Source organism: Streptomyces cavernicola (assembly GCF_029968035.1).
Taxonomy (GTDB): Bacteria; Actinomycetota; Actinomycetes; order Streptomycetales; family Streptomycetaceae; genus Streptomyces; species Streptomyces cavernicola.
The window spans coordinates 20,077-34,541 of record NZ_JASCIQ010000001.1; the positions used below are offsets into that span (position 1 = coordinate 20,077).

Consider the following 14,465-nt stretch of genomic DNA (forward strand, 5'->3'; position numbering starts at 1 on the left):
GTTTCGTCATCGTCGCTTCGCCGGCCGCCGCACCCGCGCGGCCTACCGTCGTGCCATGGCCCGCTTCCCCTCCTCCCCCGCGTTCTGGCGCAGCCCGGTGCGTGGCCCCCGGTTCACCTCGGTGCTCGGTCTGGTGCTGCTCGCCGGGATGAGCGTGCTGTTCGTGACGGGGCTCCTGTCGTACGCCGCGTACAACCCCGACCTGTCCCAGGTCAACGACCAGACGCCGGACAAGGGCCTGTTGGGCTTCTACCTGTTCGCGTGGCCGACCGACCCGCACTGGCTGTACCGGCTCACGCAGGGTGTGCACGTCACCCTCGGCCTCGCGCTCGTGCCGGTGCTGCTCGCCAAGCTGTGGTCGGTGGTGCCCCGGCTGTTCGCGCTGCCGCCCGTACGCTCCCTCGCGCACGCCCTGGAGCGGCTCTCGCTGCTGCTTCTGGTGGGCGGCGCGCTCTTCGAGTTCGTCACGGGCATCCTCAACGTCCAGCTGGACTACGCCTTCCCCGGCTCCTTCTACCCGCTGCATCTGTACGGGGCCTGGGTGTTCCTCGCCGCGTTCCTCGCCCATGTCGTACTGAAGTTGCCTGCGGCGCTGCGGAACGTACGGGCCCTGCGGGCCGGGCTTGAGGAAGGGGAGGAACAGCAGGCCGTGTCCGGCACGCTCCTCGCCCCTGATCCCGATCCGCCCACCATGTCGCGGCGGGGCGCGTTCTGGCTGGTCGGAGGCGGCTCGGCCGTACTGTTCGGCACCTCCGTGGGGCGCAGCTTCGACGGGCCGCTGCGCGAGACCGCCGTGCTCTCCCCGCACGGCGGACCCGAGCCGGGCACGGGACCGAACGGCTTCCAGATCAACAAGACCGCCGCGTACGTGGGCATCGACCCGCGGGAAGCGGCCCCCGAGGCATGGCGGCTCGTCGTCACCGGGCGCTCCGGCACCGTACGCCTGAGCCTCGCCGAGCTGCGCCGACTCCCGCTGCACAGCGCGGCGTTGCCCATCGCGTGCGTGGAGGGCTGGTCGACCGCCGACCAGTGGTGGCGGGGCGTACGGCTGCGGGACCTGGCCGCGCTCGTCGGGTACGACGGGCCCGAGGACCCGCCGGACGTCCTCGTGGACTCGCTGCAGCGGCGCGGTGCGTTCCGGCGGGCGGCGCTGCGCGGCAACCAGGTGGGCGACGCGCGCTCGCTGCTCGCCCTCGACGTCAACGGCGAGCCGCTGAGCGCCGACCACGGGCGACCGGCCCGCGTCATCGTGCCCGCCGCGCCCGGCGTCCTGAACACGAAGTGGGTCACCCGGCTCGACTTCGGAGCGCTGTGATGCGCCGCCATATGTCTCTTATGTCCCTTGGTCGGCTACGCGCCGTCGTCGGCAATCCGTTCCAACTCCTGCTGCTGGCCTGCTCGTTCGCGCTCGCCGGGTACGCGGGCGTGCGACTGCTCGCGGGCGAGACGCTGCAGGTGGCGCTCTGGTTCGTCGGCTCGGCGCTGCTGCACGACCTGGTGCTGCTGCCGCTGTACGCGACCGTCGACCGTGCGGCCGTCCGCTTGCTCGGCGCGTGCGGCAGACGGGACTGGACGCCGTACGTACGGGTGCCCGCGCTGTTGTCGTGCCTGCTGCTGCTCGTGTGGTTCCCGCTGATCAGCGGGCGGGTGGATGCGCGTTACGCGGGGGCGACGGGGTTGTCCGCCGACGGGTTCCTGGCCCGCTGGCTCCTCGTGACAGCCGCGCTGTTCGCTGCTTCAGCACTGCTGCTCGCGCTACGACTCCGTCCACGGCGACGCCCCCGGTGACCGGCTTTTCCTTCTCCCCTCCCCGCCCCTTCCCGAAAGTCCTCAGCAGACAGCTCCGGGGGCTGCACCCCCGGCCCCCGCTCCCTGGGGCTGCCGCCCCAGAACCCCACCACGGGCTCCGCCCCGGACCCCATCCCGGGGGCCAGCCCCCGGAACCCCCGCTCCTCAAACGCCGGAGGGGCTGAATTGAGCGGGCAAGGGGTGGATTTGCGGGGCAGGGGGTGGGTTTAGCGGTGCAGGGACTGGATGTTGCAGGGCAGGGGCTGAGCCTTGCGGGCTAGGGCTGGGCCGAGTGCCCCGACAGGGGCGCGGGGAACTGCGCGACCAGCCACGACGGCGCAGCAGCCAAACGACGGGCCCGGAGGCACGGGGCGGGGGCGAAGCCCCGACAGGGGCGCGGGGAACTGCGCGACTAGCCACAACGGCGCAGCAGCCGAACGACGGCCGGGAGGTGGGGCCTGGGGCGGCAGCCCCGGAGAAGGGGGTCCGGGGGCAGAGCCCCCGTAGCCGTCCGTCAGGCCACGCGGCGGCAGCCGCATATCGGGCACAGCCGGGAAGGTGCGGGGAGGGGACAAGCACGGCGCGCTCAGCGATCGCGCCGCACCCCACCCCGCACCCGCGACAACTCCGCCGCAAAACGCCCGCTCGGCGCGCGCGCCGCGACAGCGACCGCGTCGGCGGCCGTGTCGACGTCCCGCAGGCACGGCAGATCCCGGACCCGCAACCCCGCCCCGACCAGCCGCGCACGCTGCACGACCCCGGTCTCGGCGGCCGACATCGGCACGCCCCGTACGAGCGAGGGATCGGGCTCCGCCATACCCAGCGCCCAGAAGCCCCCGTCCTCCGCAGGCCCGAACACCGCCTCGCCGTAGGTGAGTTGGACGTCGAGGAGCGCGGGCGTGACCTGCGGGGTGTCCATCCCGATGAGCAGCGCGGGACCCGTGCAGGCGGCGAAGGCCCCGGCCAGGCGCTCGTCGAGTCCGCCGCCGCACTGCGGCACCACGTCGAAGCCGGGCGGCAGCCAGCGGCCGGGGCGCCCTTCGAGGACGAGCAGGCGTCGGCGGGCCGGGGTCGCGGCGACGGCGTGCAGGGTGTCGGCGAGCGCGGCCTCGGCGAGGAGTGCGGCCTGCGCGGGCGTGAACGGCGGGGTGAGCCGCGTCTTGACCCGCCCAGGCAACGGCTCCTTGGCGATGACGATCAGGGTGTTCACCGTCCGGCTCCGTTCCCGCGGGTCTGCGAGGGCGACGGGGGCGGTTCGGCGAGGACCTTGCGCATGTCCCGTACCGCCTGCCAGGTCCCGCGCCAGGTGCCGGTCACCTTGGAACGGCCGGCGCGCGGCAGGTACGGCACGTCGTGCTCCGCGATGCGCCAGCCCGCGTCGGCGGCGCGGACGACCATCTGCAGCGGGTAGCCGCTGCGCCGGTCGGTGAGGCCGAGGCCGAGCAGCGGCGTGCGGCGGGCGGCGCGCAGCGGCCCGAGGTCGTGCAGGCGCAGGCCGGTGCGGCGGCGCAGCGTGCGGGCGAGGGCGAGGTTGCCGAGGCGGGCGTGCAGCGGCCAGGCGCGCCGGGACGACGGGCGGCGCCGCCCGAGCACCAAGTCAGCCTCTTCCGCGTGCAGTTGGCGTACGAACGGGACGAGCAGCGACGGGTCGAGCGAGGCGTCGCAGTCGCAGAAGCAGACGACGTCGGCGGTGGCGGCGGTCAGGCCCGCGTGGCAGGCGGCGCCGAAGCCGCGGCGCTCCTCGCGGACCACGGTGGCCCCGTGCGCGCGGGCGATCTCCGCCGAGCCGTCGGTGGAGCCGTTGTCCACGACGAGGGCGCGCCAGCCGGCCGGGATGCGGGCCAGCACCCAGGGCAGGGCCTCGGCCTCGTTCAGACACGGCAGGACCACGTCGACGTCGGCGACCGATGCGGCAGCGGGGACGGCGGCGGCGCTGTGCGGGGATGAGGGCGTCACGTCGGCCACCCTACGGAGCCGAATCCGGCATAACGGGCAGCTGCTCCTTACGGAACGCGGACGTCCACCCCGGCCCCGCCCTCCGCGGGCGACGCCCGCCCGCGCCCGGTGCGAGGCTGTGGGCATGCAGCAGCCGTACGAACCCGCCTCGGGCCCGGCCACCGGCGACCGGCCCCTGGTCCTGGTGGTGGACGACGATCCGACGGTCGCCGAGGTCGTCGCCGGCTACCTGGACCGCGCCGGATACGCCGTGGACCGCGCCGCCGACGGGCCCACGGCCCTCACCCTGGCCGCCGCGCGCCGCCCCGACCTGGTGGTGCTCGACCTGATGCTGCCCGGCATGGACGGCCTGGAGGCGTGCCGCCGGCTGCGCGCGCACGGGCCGGTCCCGGTCGTCATGCTGACCGCGCGCGGCGACGAGGACGACCGCATCCTCGGCCTCGAAGTGGGCGCCGACGACTACGTCACGAAGCCGTTCAGCCCGCGCGAGCTGGTCCTCAGGGTCGCGTCCGTGCTGCGCCGGGCCCGGCCCGCCGAGGGCGCGCGTCCGCTGAGCGCGGCCGGCCTCACCGTGGACCCGGCCGCGCGCCGCGCCACCAAGGACGGCGCCGAACTCGCCCTGACGCTACGGGAGTTCGACCTGCTCGTGCACTTCCTGCGGCACCCGGGCCGGGCCCACAGCCGCGAGGAGCTGATGCACGAGGTGTGGGGCTGGGAGTTCGGGGACCTGTCCACGGTGACCGTGCATGTGCGCAGGTTGCGCGGCAAGGTCGAGGAGGACCCGGCCCGGCCGCGGCTGATCCGGACGGTGTGGGGCGTCGGTTACCGCTTCGAGCCGACGGAGACCACGGCGACCACGGCGACCGTGGCGACCGTGGCGGACTCCGACTCGCCGCTGGGGGACGAGTGATGCGCGAGATGCTGCTCATCGCCCTGTTCGCCCTGCTCGGCGCGGGCGCGGCCGGACTCCTCGGGGCGGCGGCGCTACGGCTCCTGAGGCACCGCTCGCTGACGGTGTCCGTCGCCGTGGTGGCCGTGGTCGCCGTGACCGCGATGCTCGCCGGGACACTGGCCGTGGCGTGGGCGATGTTCCTCTCCCCGCACGACCTGACCGTGGTCACGACGGTGGTCGCGATGGCCGCCGTCGTGTCCCTCGCGACGGCCCTGCTGCTCGGCCGCTGGGTCGTCGCCCGCAGCCGTGCCCTGCAGCTCGCCGCCCGCTCCTTCGGCGACGGCGGCGAGTACGCCGCCCCCGAGGGCCCGGTGCCCGGCGAACTCGCCCTGCTCAGCCGCGAGTTGGCGGCCACCAGCGCACGGCTCGCCGAGTCCAGGGAGCGCGAGCGGTCCCTGGAGGCGTCCCGGCGCGAGCTGGTCGCCTGGATCTCGCACGACCTGCGCACCCCGCTCGCCGGTCTGCGGGCGATGGCGGAGGCCCTTGAGGACGGGGTCGCCGCGGACCCGGAGCGCTACTTCCGGCAGATGCGCACCGACGTGGAGCGGCTCAACGACATGGTCGGCGACCTCTTCGAACTCTCCCGCATCCACGCGGGCGCGCTCACCCTCTCGCTCTCCCGGCTCTCCCTGTACGACCTCGTCGGCGACGCGCTCGCGGGGGCCGCGCCGCTCGCCCGCGAGCTGGGCGTCCGGCTCGTCGGCGAGCGGGTCGAGGCCGTGCCCGTGGAGGTCGACGCCAAGGAGATCAGCCGCGTCCTCGGCAACCTCCTGGTCAACGCGATCCGGCGGACCCCGGCGGACGGCACGGTCGAGGTGGCCGTCGAACGCCGCGCGGACGGAGCGGTGCTCTCCGTCTCCGATGGCTGCGGCGGCATCCCCGAGCGGGATCTGCCGCGCGTCTTCGACACGGGCTGGCGCGGCTCCGACGCCCGTACGCCGCCGGCGGGGGCGGGCCTCGGCCTCGCCATCGTCCGCGGCATAGTCGAGGCCCACCGGGGCCACGCCACGGTGCACAACATCCCCAACGGCTGCCGCTTCGAGGTGACCCTCCCCACCGCCGAGCCCTGAGCCGCCGTGCCTCTTCTCTCTCCCCTCCCCGCCCCTTCCCGAAAGACCTGCGGCCAGCCCCTGGGGGCCAGCCCCCAGACCCCCGCTCTTCAAACACCGGAGGGGCTGAGTTTGGCGGGGCGGGGGGCCTGAATTTGGCGAGGTGGGGGGCTGAACCTTGCGAGCCAGGACTGGGCCGAGCGCCCCGACAGGGGCGCGGGGAACTGCGCGACCAGCCACGACGGCGCAGCAGCCGAAAAACAGCCGGGATCCGGGGCACAGCCCCGAGAGGCGGGGGCCCGAGGGCGCAGCCCCGGGAGGCGGGTCACGGGGCGCAGCCCCGGGAAGTGGGGGCTCGGGGGTGGCAGCTCCCGGAGCGGTCCGCGGAGTGCTTCACTCCGCGCACGCGAACTCCCGCACCCCGTCCACGAACCGCACCTCCGCCCGCCAGCCGAGCCCGGCCCGCAGCCGACCCGAGTCGGCGGTGACGTGCCGAACGTCGCCGAGCCGGTACGCGCCCGTGACGCGCGGCGCCGGGCCGCCGTGCGCCGCCGCCAGCTCCGCGGCCAGCTCGCCGACGGTGTGCGGCTCCCCGCTGCCGGTGTTGTACGCGGTGAGCACCCCGCCCGCCGCATCCGCCTCCAGGGCCACGGCGTTGGCCGCCGCCACGTCCCGTACGTGCACGAAGTCCCGCCGCTGCGCCCCGTCCTCGTACACCGTCGGCGCCTCGCCGCGGGCAAGGGCCGAGCGGAAGAACGAGGCCACTCCCGCGTACGGGGTGTCGCGGGGCATCCGGGGTCCGTACACGTTGTGGTAGCGCAGCGAGACCGCCGCTCCCCCGGTGTCCCTGGCCCACGCCGCCGCCAGGTGCTCCTGGGCGACCTTGGTCGCGGCGTACACGTTCCGCGGGTCGACCGGCGCGTCCTCGGTGACGAGTCCCGGTGTCAGGAACGCCCCGCACCGCGGGCACCTCGGTTCGAAGCGGCCGGCGTCCAGGTCCTCGACGCTCCGGGGGCCGGGCCGTACCCGCCCGTGCCGTGCGCAGTCGTAGCGGCCCTCCCCGTACACGACCATCGAGCCCGCGAGGACGAGGCGGCGCACGCCCGCTTCGGCCATGGCGGCGAGCAGGACGGCGGTGCCGACGTCGTTGTGCGAGACGTAGTCGGGGGCGTCGGCGATGCCCGTGCCGAGGCCGACCATCGCCGCCTGGTGGCAGACCGCGTCCACGCCGGACAGGGCGCGGGCCACAGCTTCCGGGTCCCGTACGTCCGCGCCGGGGTCGAGGCGGACGTCGTACGCGACGGGCTCGTGGCCGCGCGCGGCGAGCGCCTCGACGACATGGGATCCGATGAACCCGGCTCCGCCGGTGACCAGTACGCGCATGCCGGGCACGCTAGGCCGTCGCGCTCGGTTCCAGCCGGGGGCGCGGCCCGCCGTCACGCTTCCGTAAGACGCAAGACGTAAGGCGTAAGTGAAGGATCTTGGCCAGGCCCTCGACCATCGGACATAACAGCCATACCGTGGTAAAGAGGAGCGACTCGGACCCTAGGGGGTTCGCCATGCTTGAAGAACTCGCCATCGCTGCCGTAACGGCCGGATCCGCCGTGACCGTCTACTTCATGGCGGCGGCGAAGGTCGTGAAGCAGTACGAGCGGGGCGTGGTGCTGCGCCTTGGGCGGCTGCGCCGCCAGATTCGCGAGCCCGGGTTCACGCTGATCATCCCGATCGTCGACAGCCTCCGTAAGGTCAACATGCAGATCGTCACGATGCCCGTGCCGGCCCAGGAGGGCATCACGCGGGACAACGTCACGGTCTGTGTGGACGCGGTCGTGTACTTCAAGGTCGTCGAGGCCGACAAGGCCGTCGTGAACGTCGAGGACTACCGTTTCGCGGTCTCGCAGATGGCGCAGACCTCGCTGCGGTCCATCATCGGCAAGAGCGACCTGGACGACCTGCTGTCCAACCGCGAGAAGCTCAACCAGGGCCTGGAGCTGATGATCGACAGCCCGGCCGTGGGCTGGGGCGTGCAGATCGACCGCGTCGAGATCAAGGACGTGTCCCTGCCGGAGACCATGAAGCGGTCGATGGCCCGCCAGGCCGAGGCCGACCGTGAGCGCCGCGCCCGTGTCATCAACGCCGACGCCGAGCTGCAGGCCTCGAAGAAGCTCGCCGAGGCGGCGCACCAGATGGCGGACGAGCCGGCGGCGCTCCAACTCCGGCTGCTGCAGACCGTGGTGGCCGTCGCCGCCGAGAAGAACTCCACGCTCGTCCTGCCCTTCCCCGTCGAGCTGCTCCGCTTCCTGGAGCGCAGCACCCAGCAGGCAGCCGCACAGCCGGAGGCCGCACAGCCCGAGGCGCCGCACGCCGTGCCTCCGGGCCTCGTCCCCGAGGAGGTCCTGGACCAGATCAGGGACCAGGTCGGCGCCGCGGCCGCCGACGTGGACCCGCCGCGCAGCCTGACCCCGGTGCGCGACTCCGCCGACAGCTTGCCGGCCCCCGACCCCGGGACCACGTCCCGGACGTGAACACCCCGTCGTACGGCGGCGATCGGGCCGACGTACGACGGCGGCCAGGCGACAGAGACCACCGTGGGCGCCGGTCAGTACCGGCCGCCTCCGCCGAACCGCTGCGCCACGGCCTGTTCGAGGGTCAGGCCGCTCGCGTCGTCGTCCGGTTCGAGGAAGGCGTGAATGACGGCGAGGGCGAGGGTGCCCATCAGGGAGCGGCCGCGGGCGTGGTCGACGACGCCCGAGTCCGGGTCGCCCATAGCCCGCAGCGTCGTGCCGTCGTTGGTCGCGGACAGCGCGTCGGCCAGGTCGTCCAGGGTGAGCCCCGGACGCAGCCGCAGCCCGCGCTGCTTGAGGACGTCCGCGTACAGCTCCTTCCACGAGCCGAGGTAGTCCCGGTAGATCCCGGCGACGATCTGCGCCACCTCCTCGTCGCCGTCCGCGGCGGGCATGAGGGCGAGACCGAGGCGTACGGAGGGCAGTTCGACGCCGTCGGCGGCGTGCCGGTAGGAGATGTCGTGGACGGCGCGCACGAACTCGGCGCCGCTGCGCCCGTGCACCAGCCGGCGCAGGGTCTCGGCGCGCTGCGCGCGGAACTCCGGCCGGTAGTTCTCCTTCCACACCGCGAAGTTGATGAGGTCGACGACGAAGTTCGCGTGCGGGTCCCAGCGGTCCCTGAGCATCGACTCCGCGCGGCCGTCGCGCGGGAACGGCGCCCGGAGGGGCGCGAGGAACTGCGCGACCAGCCACGACGGCGCGGCAGTCGAAAGACGGGCCGGGGGCCGGGGCGGAGCCCCGCAGCCGACGGCAGCCGCATATCGGACACAGCCGGGAAGGGGCGGGGTGGGGAAGAGAAAGGTCGTTCAGACGCCGAGGACCGCCTTCGCAGTGAGGAAGTACAGGATCAACCCCGTCGCGTCGACCAGCGTCGTCACCATCGGAGCCGACACCACCGCAGGGTCGATCCTCAACCGCTTCGCGAGCAACGGCATCGTCCCCCCGATCGTCGCCGCCCACCCACAGATCAGCACAAGCGTGATCCCCACGACGACCGCCACGTCCGCCCCCACGAACAGCGTGCCCACGATCACGCCGAGGACCGCGAGCAGTCCGCCGAGCACCAACCCCACCCGGCACTCCCGCCAGATCACTTTCAGCAGGTCGGACCCGCGGACCTCCCCGACTGCGAGGGCGCGTACGCAGGCCGTGGCGGCCTGGGCCCCCGCGTTGCCGCCCGCGCCGATCAGCATCGGGATGAACACGGCGAGCGAGGCGACCTGTTCGAGGGTGCCCTCGAAGGCCTGCGTGACGCTGACCGTCAGCGTCGCGGCGACGAGCAGCAGGCTCAGCCACAGCGCCCGGTAGCGGGCCAACTGCCAGACGGAGGCGGCCATGTAGTGCCCGGCCCAGGGCGCGGACCCGGACTGCCGCGCGACGTCCTCCGTGTCGGCGGCCTCGATCACCTCGACCGCGTCGTCGATGGTGAGCAGCCCCACGAGCCGCTGCTCGCTGTCGACGACCGGCAGGTTCAGGTCGTTCGTCTCGCGCATCAGGCGCGCCGCCTGCTCGGCGGAGTCGGTGGCGTACGCGTACGCGGGCTCGGTGACGACGAGTGCGGAGACGAGCGTCTCGGGCGGGTTGAGGACGAGTTCGCGCAGCTCGACGATGCCGGTGAGGCGGCGCGTGTGGTCGACGACGGGCAGCGTGTAGACCGTCTCCGCCTCGTTGCCCTCGGCGAGGACGACGCCCAGGGCCTGCCCGACGGTGAGGTCCTGGCCGAGCGCGACCACCTCGGGGGTCATGTAGCGGCCGGCGGAGCCCTCCGGATAGCCGAGGAGCGCGGCCGTCATACGGCGCTGGTGCGAGCTGAGCCCGGCGAGGACCCGCTTGGCGACCTTCGCCGGGGCCTCGCGGAGCATCCGGGCCCGGTCGTCGGGGTCCATGGCCTCGACGAGTTCGAGGAACGACTGGTCGCGCAGGCCCTGCAGGATCTGCTGCTGGTCGACCGGCTCCAGCTCCTCGAAGACCGTCAGGGCGCGGTCCTTGTCGAGCAGCCGGAAGGCCATGCCGGCGGCGGGTGCGTCCATGCGGGCCAGTTCGTCGGCGATGACGTGCGGCGGGTTGGTCTCCAGCCACTCCAGGGCGGCGTGCAGCTCCTGGTTCTGCACGAGGTCCTGCAGGGAGCGCTCGTCCAGCCGCCCGTCGAACTCGGGGCGCTCGGGGCGCGGCTCTTCGGGCAGCGAGGTGTGCGGCATGCCAGATCCTCAGGAGAGACAAGTCCTCGGCGGGACAAGGGAGTTCGGGGCAGATCGGGGCAGATCGAGGAAGTTCGGGAAGGCGCGCAGAAGCGCCGGGCAGGCACCGCACGCGCCGCCCCGCGGCGCGCTCAGCGCAGGCCGGGGGCCGGGTTCTGGAGGAGGTGGGCGCCACGCCTCGGGTGACCGGTCGGGTGACTGGGAGGTTCGCCGCGCATCGCAGCACCACCTCCGTATCCCGCGTCCGACGCATTCCACGCGCGCCGGCCGCAGCGGACGCGCCGGTGCAGCGTACATCGAGCGGCTGAACACCCCGCAGACCGGGTCTTTCGGGCACCCGCTCCCGCACCCGTTCCGGTAGCCGCGGCAAGCGGGGCGCGTCCCCGCCGTCCCATACTTGACGCATGGCGTCCCGCAAGAAGGCCGTACGGGAGGAGCAGGGGACCGTGGACGGCGAGTCCCTGGAGTTCGTACGGGCCTCGCCGGGGGTCGAGGGGGTCGTGTCGGCGGTCGGGTACCGGGCCTCGGGCCTGACACCCGGGCTGCACATCGGGATGCCGTCCCCGTATCTGACGCTGATCTTCTCCTTCGACGGGCCGGTGACGACCGGGCTCACCCCGCAGCAGGCCGTCGGGGGCGACGCGGCGCGGACCGACATCGTGGTGGGCGCGCTGCAGCAGGGCCCGGCGTACGTGGTGCAGCCCGAGCGGCAGGCCGGCATCCAGCTCGCCGTGCACCCGCTGGCGGCCCGTGCGCTGTTCGGGGCGCCCGCGGCGGAGCTGACCGATGAGCCGGTGACCTCGGGGGCGGACCTGCTTGGCGCACGGGCCGAGGCGGTGCGGCAGCAGCTGGCGGAGCAGGCCGACTGGGCGGACCGGTTCGCGACGCTGTCGGCGTACCTGCGGGCGCGGGCGGCCGGAGCCGGGCGTACGGAGCGGGTACGGCCCGAGGTGGCGGAGGCCTGGGCCTGGCTGGCCCGGCACCGGGGCGCGGGCACGCTGCACGGTCTTGCCGGGCACGTGGCGCTCAGCCCGCGCCGCCTGACGGCGCTGTTCCGCGCGGAGACCGGGGTGACGCCCAAGCAGGCGGCGGGCCTGATGCGGTTCGAGCACGCGAAGGCGGCCCTGGTGCGTGCGGTCGTACGGGGCGAGGCCCTCGACCTGGCGGGCGTGGCGGCGGACTGCGGCTACTACGACCACTCGCACCTGGTACGGGATTTCCGCCGCTTCGCGGGGGCGAGTCCGACCGCCTGGTTGGCCGAAGAGTGCCGGAATATCCAAGCCGGGGGCCATAGGAACGGTGAAGGCTTGGAGCCATGAACACTACACAGAGCAGTTCGCAGAGCATGTCGGAGAGCGCGTCGGAGACCCCTTCCGCGGATGGACGGCCCGCGCCCACCGTGTGGCCCACACTCCAGGCACACGACGCCCCCGCCCTGATCGACTTCCTCGTCGACACCGTCGGCTTCGAGCGCACCGCCGTCTACGAGGACGGCGGCAAGGTGGCCCACGCTCAGCTCGACTGGCCGGAGGGCGGCGGCATCATGCTCGGCTCGTACGACCCGGAGCACAAGCAGTGGTCGGTGGAGCCGGGGACGCTCGGCGCGTACGTCGTGACGGAGCGCGTCGACGAGCTGTACGAGCGGTTGACTGCGCCCGGTTCCGGGGTGCGGATTCTGCGGGAGATCGAGGATCAGCCGTACGGGAGCCGGGAGTTCGCGATCACCGATCCGGAGGGCAACAAGTGGTCCTTCGGCACGTATCGGGGGGCGCCTCGGCGGTCCGCGTAGCGTGCGGTGCGGGCTGATTCTCTCGTTCGCCCCTCCCGCCGTCGTGGCTGGTCGCGCAGTTCCCCGCGCCCCTGTCGGGGCTGATTCAGCCCCTCCGGTGGGTCCGGCTGAGCTGCACCGCGCAGGCTGCCGCGTACCCCTCGGGTGGCTCCACGTCCGCGAGCGCCCAGCCGGGCACGGGCTCCGGGGCCGGGTCCGGGCCGGTTCCGACGAACGTGTCGCGCAGGCCGTCGGCCGTGACGCCCTCGCCCGTGCCCTTCAGGCAGGCCTCCTTGCGGGTCCAGCAGCGGGTGAACGCCGTGCTGCGCGGCGGGCCCGGGGGCAGGCCGGCCAACTCCGCGCGCTCGCGCGGGTGCAGGGACGCCGCCACGTCGTCCACGAGCCCGTCGTCCGCGAGGAGTTCGAGGTCGACGCCGACGGGACGCTCGGCGAGGGCGACCAGGGCGCGGTCCCCCGAGTGCGAGAGCGAGAAGTGAACGGGCGCGCCCGGCAGGGCCGGGCGGCCGTGCGGGGCGCCGCAGCCGGCGCAGGGTTCGCGGACGAAGCGCAGGGCGGCCGGATCGCGGTCGAGACGCGCGCCGAGCCGCCGCCGCAGCAGGGCGTGCGCGGCGACGTAGAGCAGCCGGTCGGCGGGACGGCGCAGCCGCTCGGCGCGGGCCCGCTCACCGGCGTCGAGCAGCGCGTGGCCATCGGACCCCTCGGCCGCCTCCGTGAGCCACAACTCCACGCCGCCGTCGGCGCGTTGGAGGCCAGAGGGCACGCGCAGCCGCCGGTCCTCGAAGGGACCGGGGACGGGAGCGGGGGCGGGTCCGGCTGTGGCGGTCATCGGTCGAGCTCCTTGAGGCAGGTCAGTCAGTCAGTCAGTCAGTCAGTCAGTCAGTCAGTCAGTCAGTCAGTCAGTCAGTCAGTCAGTCAGTCAGTCAGTCAGTCAGTCAGTCGACAGCGTGCCACCGTCGGCTGCCGCGGTGTCCGTTTCCTTCAAGACCGGTACGGGCGCCCGGCCCTAGCGTCACCCCATGACCACAAGCACAAGCACACCCACGCCCCGATTCGACCTCATCGGACTCGTCGTCTCCGATATGGCCGCGTCCGTCGCCTTCTACCGCAGGCTCGGCCTCGCGTTCCCCGAGGGCGCCGAGCAGGCACCGCACGTGGAGGCGGCGCTCCCCGGCGGGCTCCGCTTCGCGCTCGACACCGAGGCCACCGTCCGCTCCTTCGCCCCCGACTGGCGGCCGCCCGTCTCCGCGGGCCGCGCCGGCCTCGCCTTCCTGTGCGCGGACCCGGCGGCGGTCGACTCGACGTACGAAGAGCTGGTCGACGCCGGGTACGACGGCGCCCTGAAGCCCTTCGACGCGTTCTGGGGGCAGCGCTACGCGACCGTGCTCGACCCCGACGGCCAGAGCGTCGACCTGTTCGCACCGCTGCCGGGTGCGGTCACGGACGGCGGCTGAGCAGCTCGGTGAGGCGCAGCCCCGTCAACTCCCGCACGTCGCGCGCCAGATGGGCCTGGTCCGCGTACCCGGCGACGGCGGCCGTCTCCGCGTCCGGCAGGCCGGAGCGGGCCAGAGCCAGGGCGCGCTGCAGTCGGAGCACCCTGGCGAGGGTCTTCGGGCCGTAGCCGAACGCGGCGAGGGCGTGCCGGTGCAGGCGGCGCGCCCCGAGCCCGAGGGCGTCGGCGGTCGCGCCGACCGTACGGCCCTCGGCCAGGGACGCCACGACGCGGAGCAGAACAGGGTCCGGGTGCGGGCGGTCCGCGCCGTGTTCCAGGGCGAGCGCCTCCAGGGCCGAGGCGGGGTCGGGGGCGGCGTCGACCCGCGCGGTCAGGTTCCGTACCCGCGCGGCCGGCCACAGGTCAGCCAAGTCGACCCGCCGGTCGCGGAGTTCGTGGGCGGGCACGCCGAGCAGGGCGGGCGCCGTGCCGGGTGCGAACCGGAGTCCGACGATGGTCGGCCCGCCTTCCCCGGCCGGGGCGTACGCGCGGGTGTCGGGGCCCGCGACGAAGAGCCGGCCCTCGGTCCAGAGCAGGTCCATGCAGCCGTCGGGCAGGACGGGGTACGGCGCGGTCCACGGACCCCGTGGGGGTTCTTGCCGTGAACCCGGCGGGGGCACAGGCCGCTTGCTCCACAGCACCGCGCCCTCGTACCGCGAGGGGCGCTCCTCGTACATGCC

The 14,465-nt window shown here is 73.9% G+C and carries 15 protein-coding genes; 8 read left to right on the forward strand and 7 right to left on the reverse strand.

What is annotated here, in order from left to right:
- Positions 1-55 precede the first annotated feature (55 nt).
- Both QIS96_RS00090 and QIS96_RS00095 read left to right on the forward strand, forming a co-directional pair.
- Entirely contained in the window at positions 56-1,315 is a 1,260-nt protein-coding gene (locus tag QIS96_RS00090; RefSeq protein ID WP_282540210.1) for a molybdopterin-dependent oxidoreductase, read from the forward strand.
- Between the two features lie 20 nt (positions 1,316-1,335).
- Positions 1,336-1,788, forward strand: coding sequence for a hypothetical protein (locus tag QIS96_RS00095; RefSeq protein WP_282540505.1), 453 nt, complete (start codon positions 1,336-1,338; stop codon positions 1,786-1,788).
- A 586-nt stretch (positions 1,789-2,374) separates the two neighbouring features.
- Here QIS96_RS00095 and QIS96_RS00100 read toward each other — a convergent pair.
- Both QIS96_RS00100 and QIS96_RS00105 read right to left on the reverse strand, forming a co-directional pair.
- Complete coding sequence (locus QIS96_RS00100; protein ID WP_282540211.1) at positions 2,375-2,998, reverse strand: TIGR04282 family arsenosugar biosynthesis glycosyltransferase; 624 nt, start codon at positions 2,996-2,998, stop codon at positions 2,375-2,377.
- Positions 2,995-3,744 (reverse strand): glycosyltransferase family 2 protein, encoded by a 750-nt coding sequence (locus QIS96_RS00105; protein WP_282540212.1) that lies wholly within the window; start codon positions 3,742-3,744, stop codon positions 2,995-2,997. Before QIS96_RS00105 ends, QIS96_RS00100 begins: the two co-directional genes overlap by 4 nt.
- A gap of 124 nt (positions 3,745-3,868) precedes the next feature.
- Here QIS96_RS00105 and QIS96_RS00110 point away from each other — a divergent pair, with 124 nt between their 5' ends.
- Both QIS96_RS00110 and QIS96_RS00115 read left to right on the forward strand, forming a co-directional pair.
- Entirely contained in the window at positions 3,869-4,654 is a 786-nt protein-coding gene (locus tag QIS96_RS00110; RefSeq protein ID WP_282540213.1) for a response regulator transcription factor, read from the forward strand.
- A complete protein-coding gene (locus QIS96_RS00115) occupies positions 4,654-5,766 on the forward strand; it encodes a sensor histidine kinase (RefSeq protein ID WP_282540214.1) in 1,113 nt (370 codons plus the stop codon). The genes QIS96_RS00110 and QIS96_RS00115 overlap by 1 nt, the downstream gene beginning before the upstream one ends.
- A gap of 372 nt (positions 5,767-6,138) precedes the next feature.
- Here QIS96_RS00115 and QIS96_RS00120 read toward each other — a convergent pair whose 3' ends face one another.
- A complete protein-coding gene (locus QIS96_RS00120) occupies positions 6,139-7,128 on the reverse strand; it encodes an NAD-dependent epimerase/dehydratase family protein (RefSeq protein ID WP_282540215.1) in 990 nt (329 codons plus the stop codon).
- 176 nt (positions 7,129-7,304) lie between these two features.
- Between QIS96_RS00120 and QIS96_RS00125 the strand changes: the two genes are divergently transcribed.
- Positions 7,305-8,270 (forward strand): slipin family protein, encoded by a 966-nt coding sequence (locus QIS96_RS00125; protein ID WP_282540216.1) that lies wholly within the window; start codon positions 7,305-7,307, stop codon positions 8,268-8,270.
- Between the two features lie 74 nt (positions 8,271-8,344).
- Here QIS96_RS00125 and QIS96_RS00130 read toward each other — a convergent pair whose 3' ends face one another.
- Both QIS96_RS00130 and mgtE read right to left on the reverse strand, forming a co-directional pair.
- Positions 8,345-8,935 (reverse strand): hypothetical protein, encoded by a 591-nt coding sequence (locus QIS96_RS00130; RefSeq protein ID WP_282540217.1) that lies wholly within the window; start codon positions 8,933-8,935, stop codon positions 8,345-8,347.
- Positions 8,936-9,115: 180 nt separating this feature from the next.
- Positions 9,116-10,507, reverse strand: coding sequence for a magnesium transporter (gene mgtE, locus QIS96_RS00135; RefSeq protein WP_282540218.1), 1,392 nt, complete (start codon positions 10,505-10,507; stop codon positions 9,116-9,118).
- A 404-nt stretch (positions 10,508-10,911) separates the two neighbouring features.
- Here mgtE and QIS96_RS00140 point away from each other — a divergent pair, with 404 nt between their 5' ends.
- Together QIS96_RS00140 and QIS96_RS00145 are read left to right on the forward strand one after the other, a co-directional pair.
- A complete protein-coding gene (locus QIS96_RS00140; protein ID WP_282540219.1) occupies positions 10,912-11,826 on the forward strand; it encodes a helix-turn-helix domain-containing protein in 915 nt (304 codons plus the stop codon).
- A 26-nt stretch (positions 11,827-11,852) separates the two neighbouring features.
- Positions 11,853-12,296, forward strand: coding sequence for a VOC family protein (locus QIS96_RS00145; protein ID WP_282540506.1), 444 nt, complete (start codon positions 11,853-11,855; stop codon positions 12,294-12,296).
- Positions 12,297-12,381: 85 nt separating this feature from the next.
- Here the strand turns inward: QIS96_RS00145 and QIS96_RS00150 are convergent, their stop codons facing one another.
- A complete protein-coding gene (locus QIS96_RS00150; protein WP_282540220.1) occupies positions 12,382-13,122 on the reverse strand; it encodes a 4'-phosphopantetheinyl transferase family protein in 741 nt (246 codons plus the stop codon).
- A gap of 190 nt (positions 13,123-13,312) precedes the next feature.
- Here QIS96_RS00150 and QIS96_RS00155 point away from each other — a divergent pair, with 190 nt between their 5' ends.
- Entirely contained in the window at positions 13,313-13,747 is a 435-nt protein-coding gene (locus QIS96_RS00155; RefSeq protein WP_282540221.1) for a VOC family protein, read from the forward strand.
- Here QIS96_RS00155 and QIS96_RS00160 read toward each other — a convergent pair.
- A complete protein-coding gene (locus QIS96_RS00160; protein WP_282540222.1) occupies positions 13,731-14,462 on the reverse strand; it encodes a helix-turn-helix domain-containing protein in 732 nt (243 codons plus the stop codon). The two genes, QIS96_RS00155 and QIS96_RS00160, sit on opposite strands and share 17 nt — an antisense overlap.
- Positions 14,463-14,465: the final 3 nt, after the last annotated feature.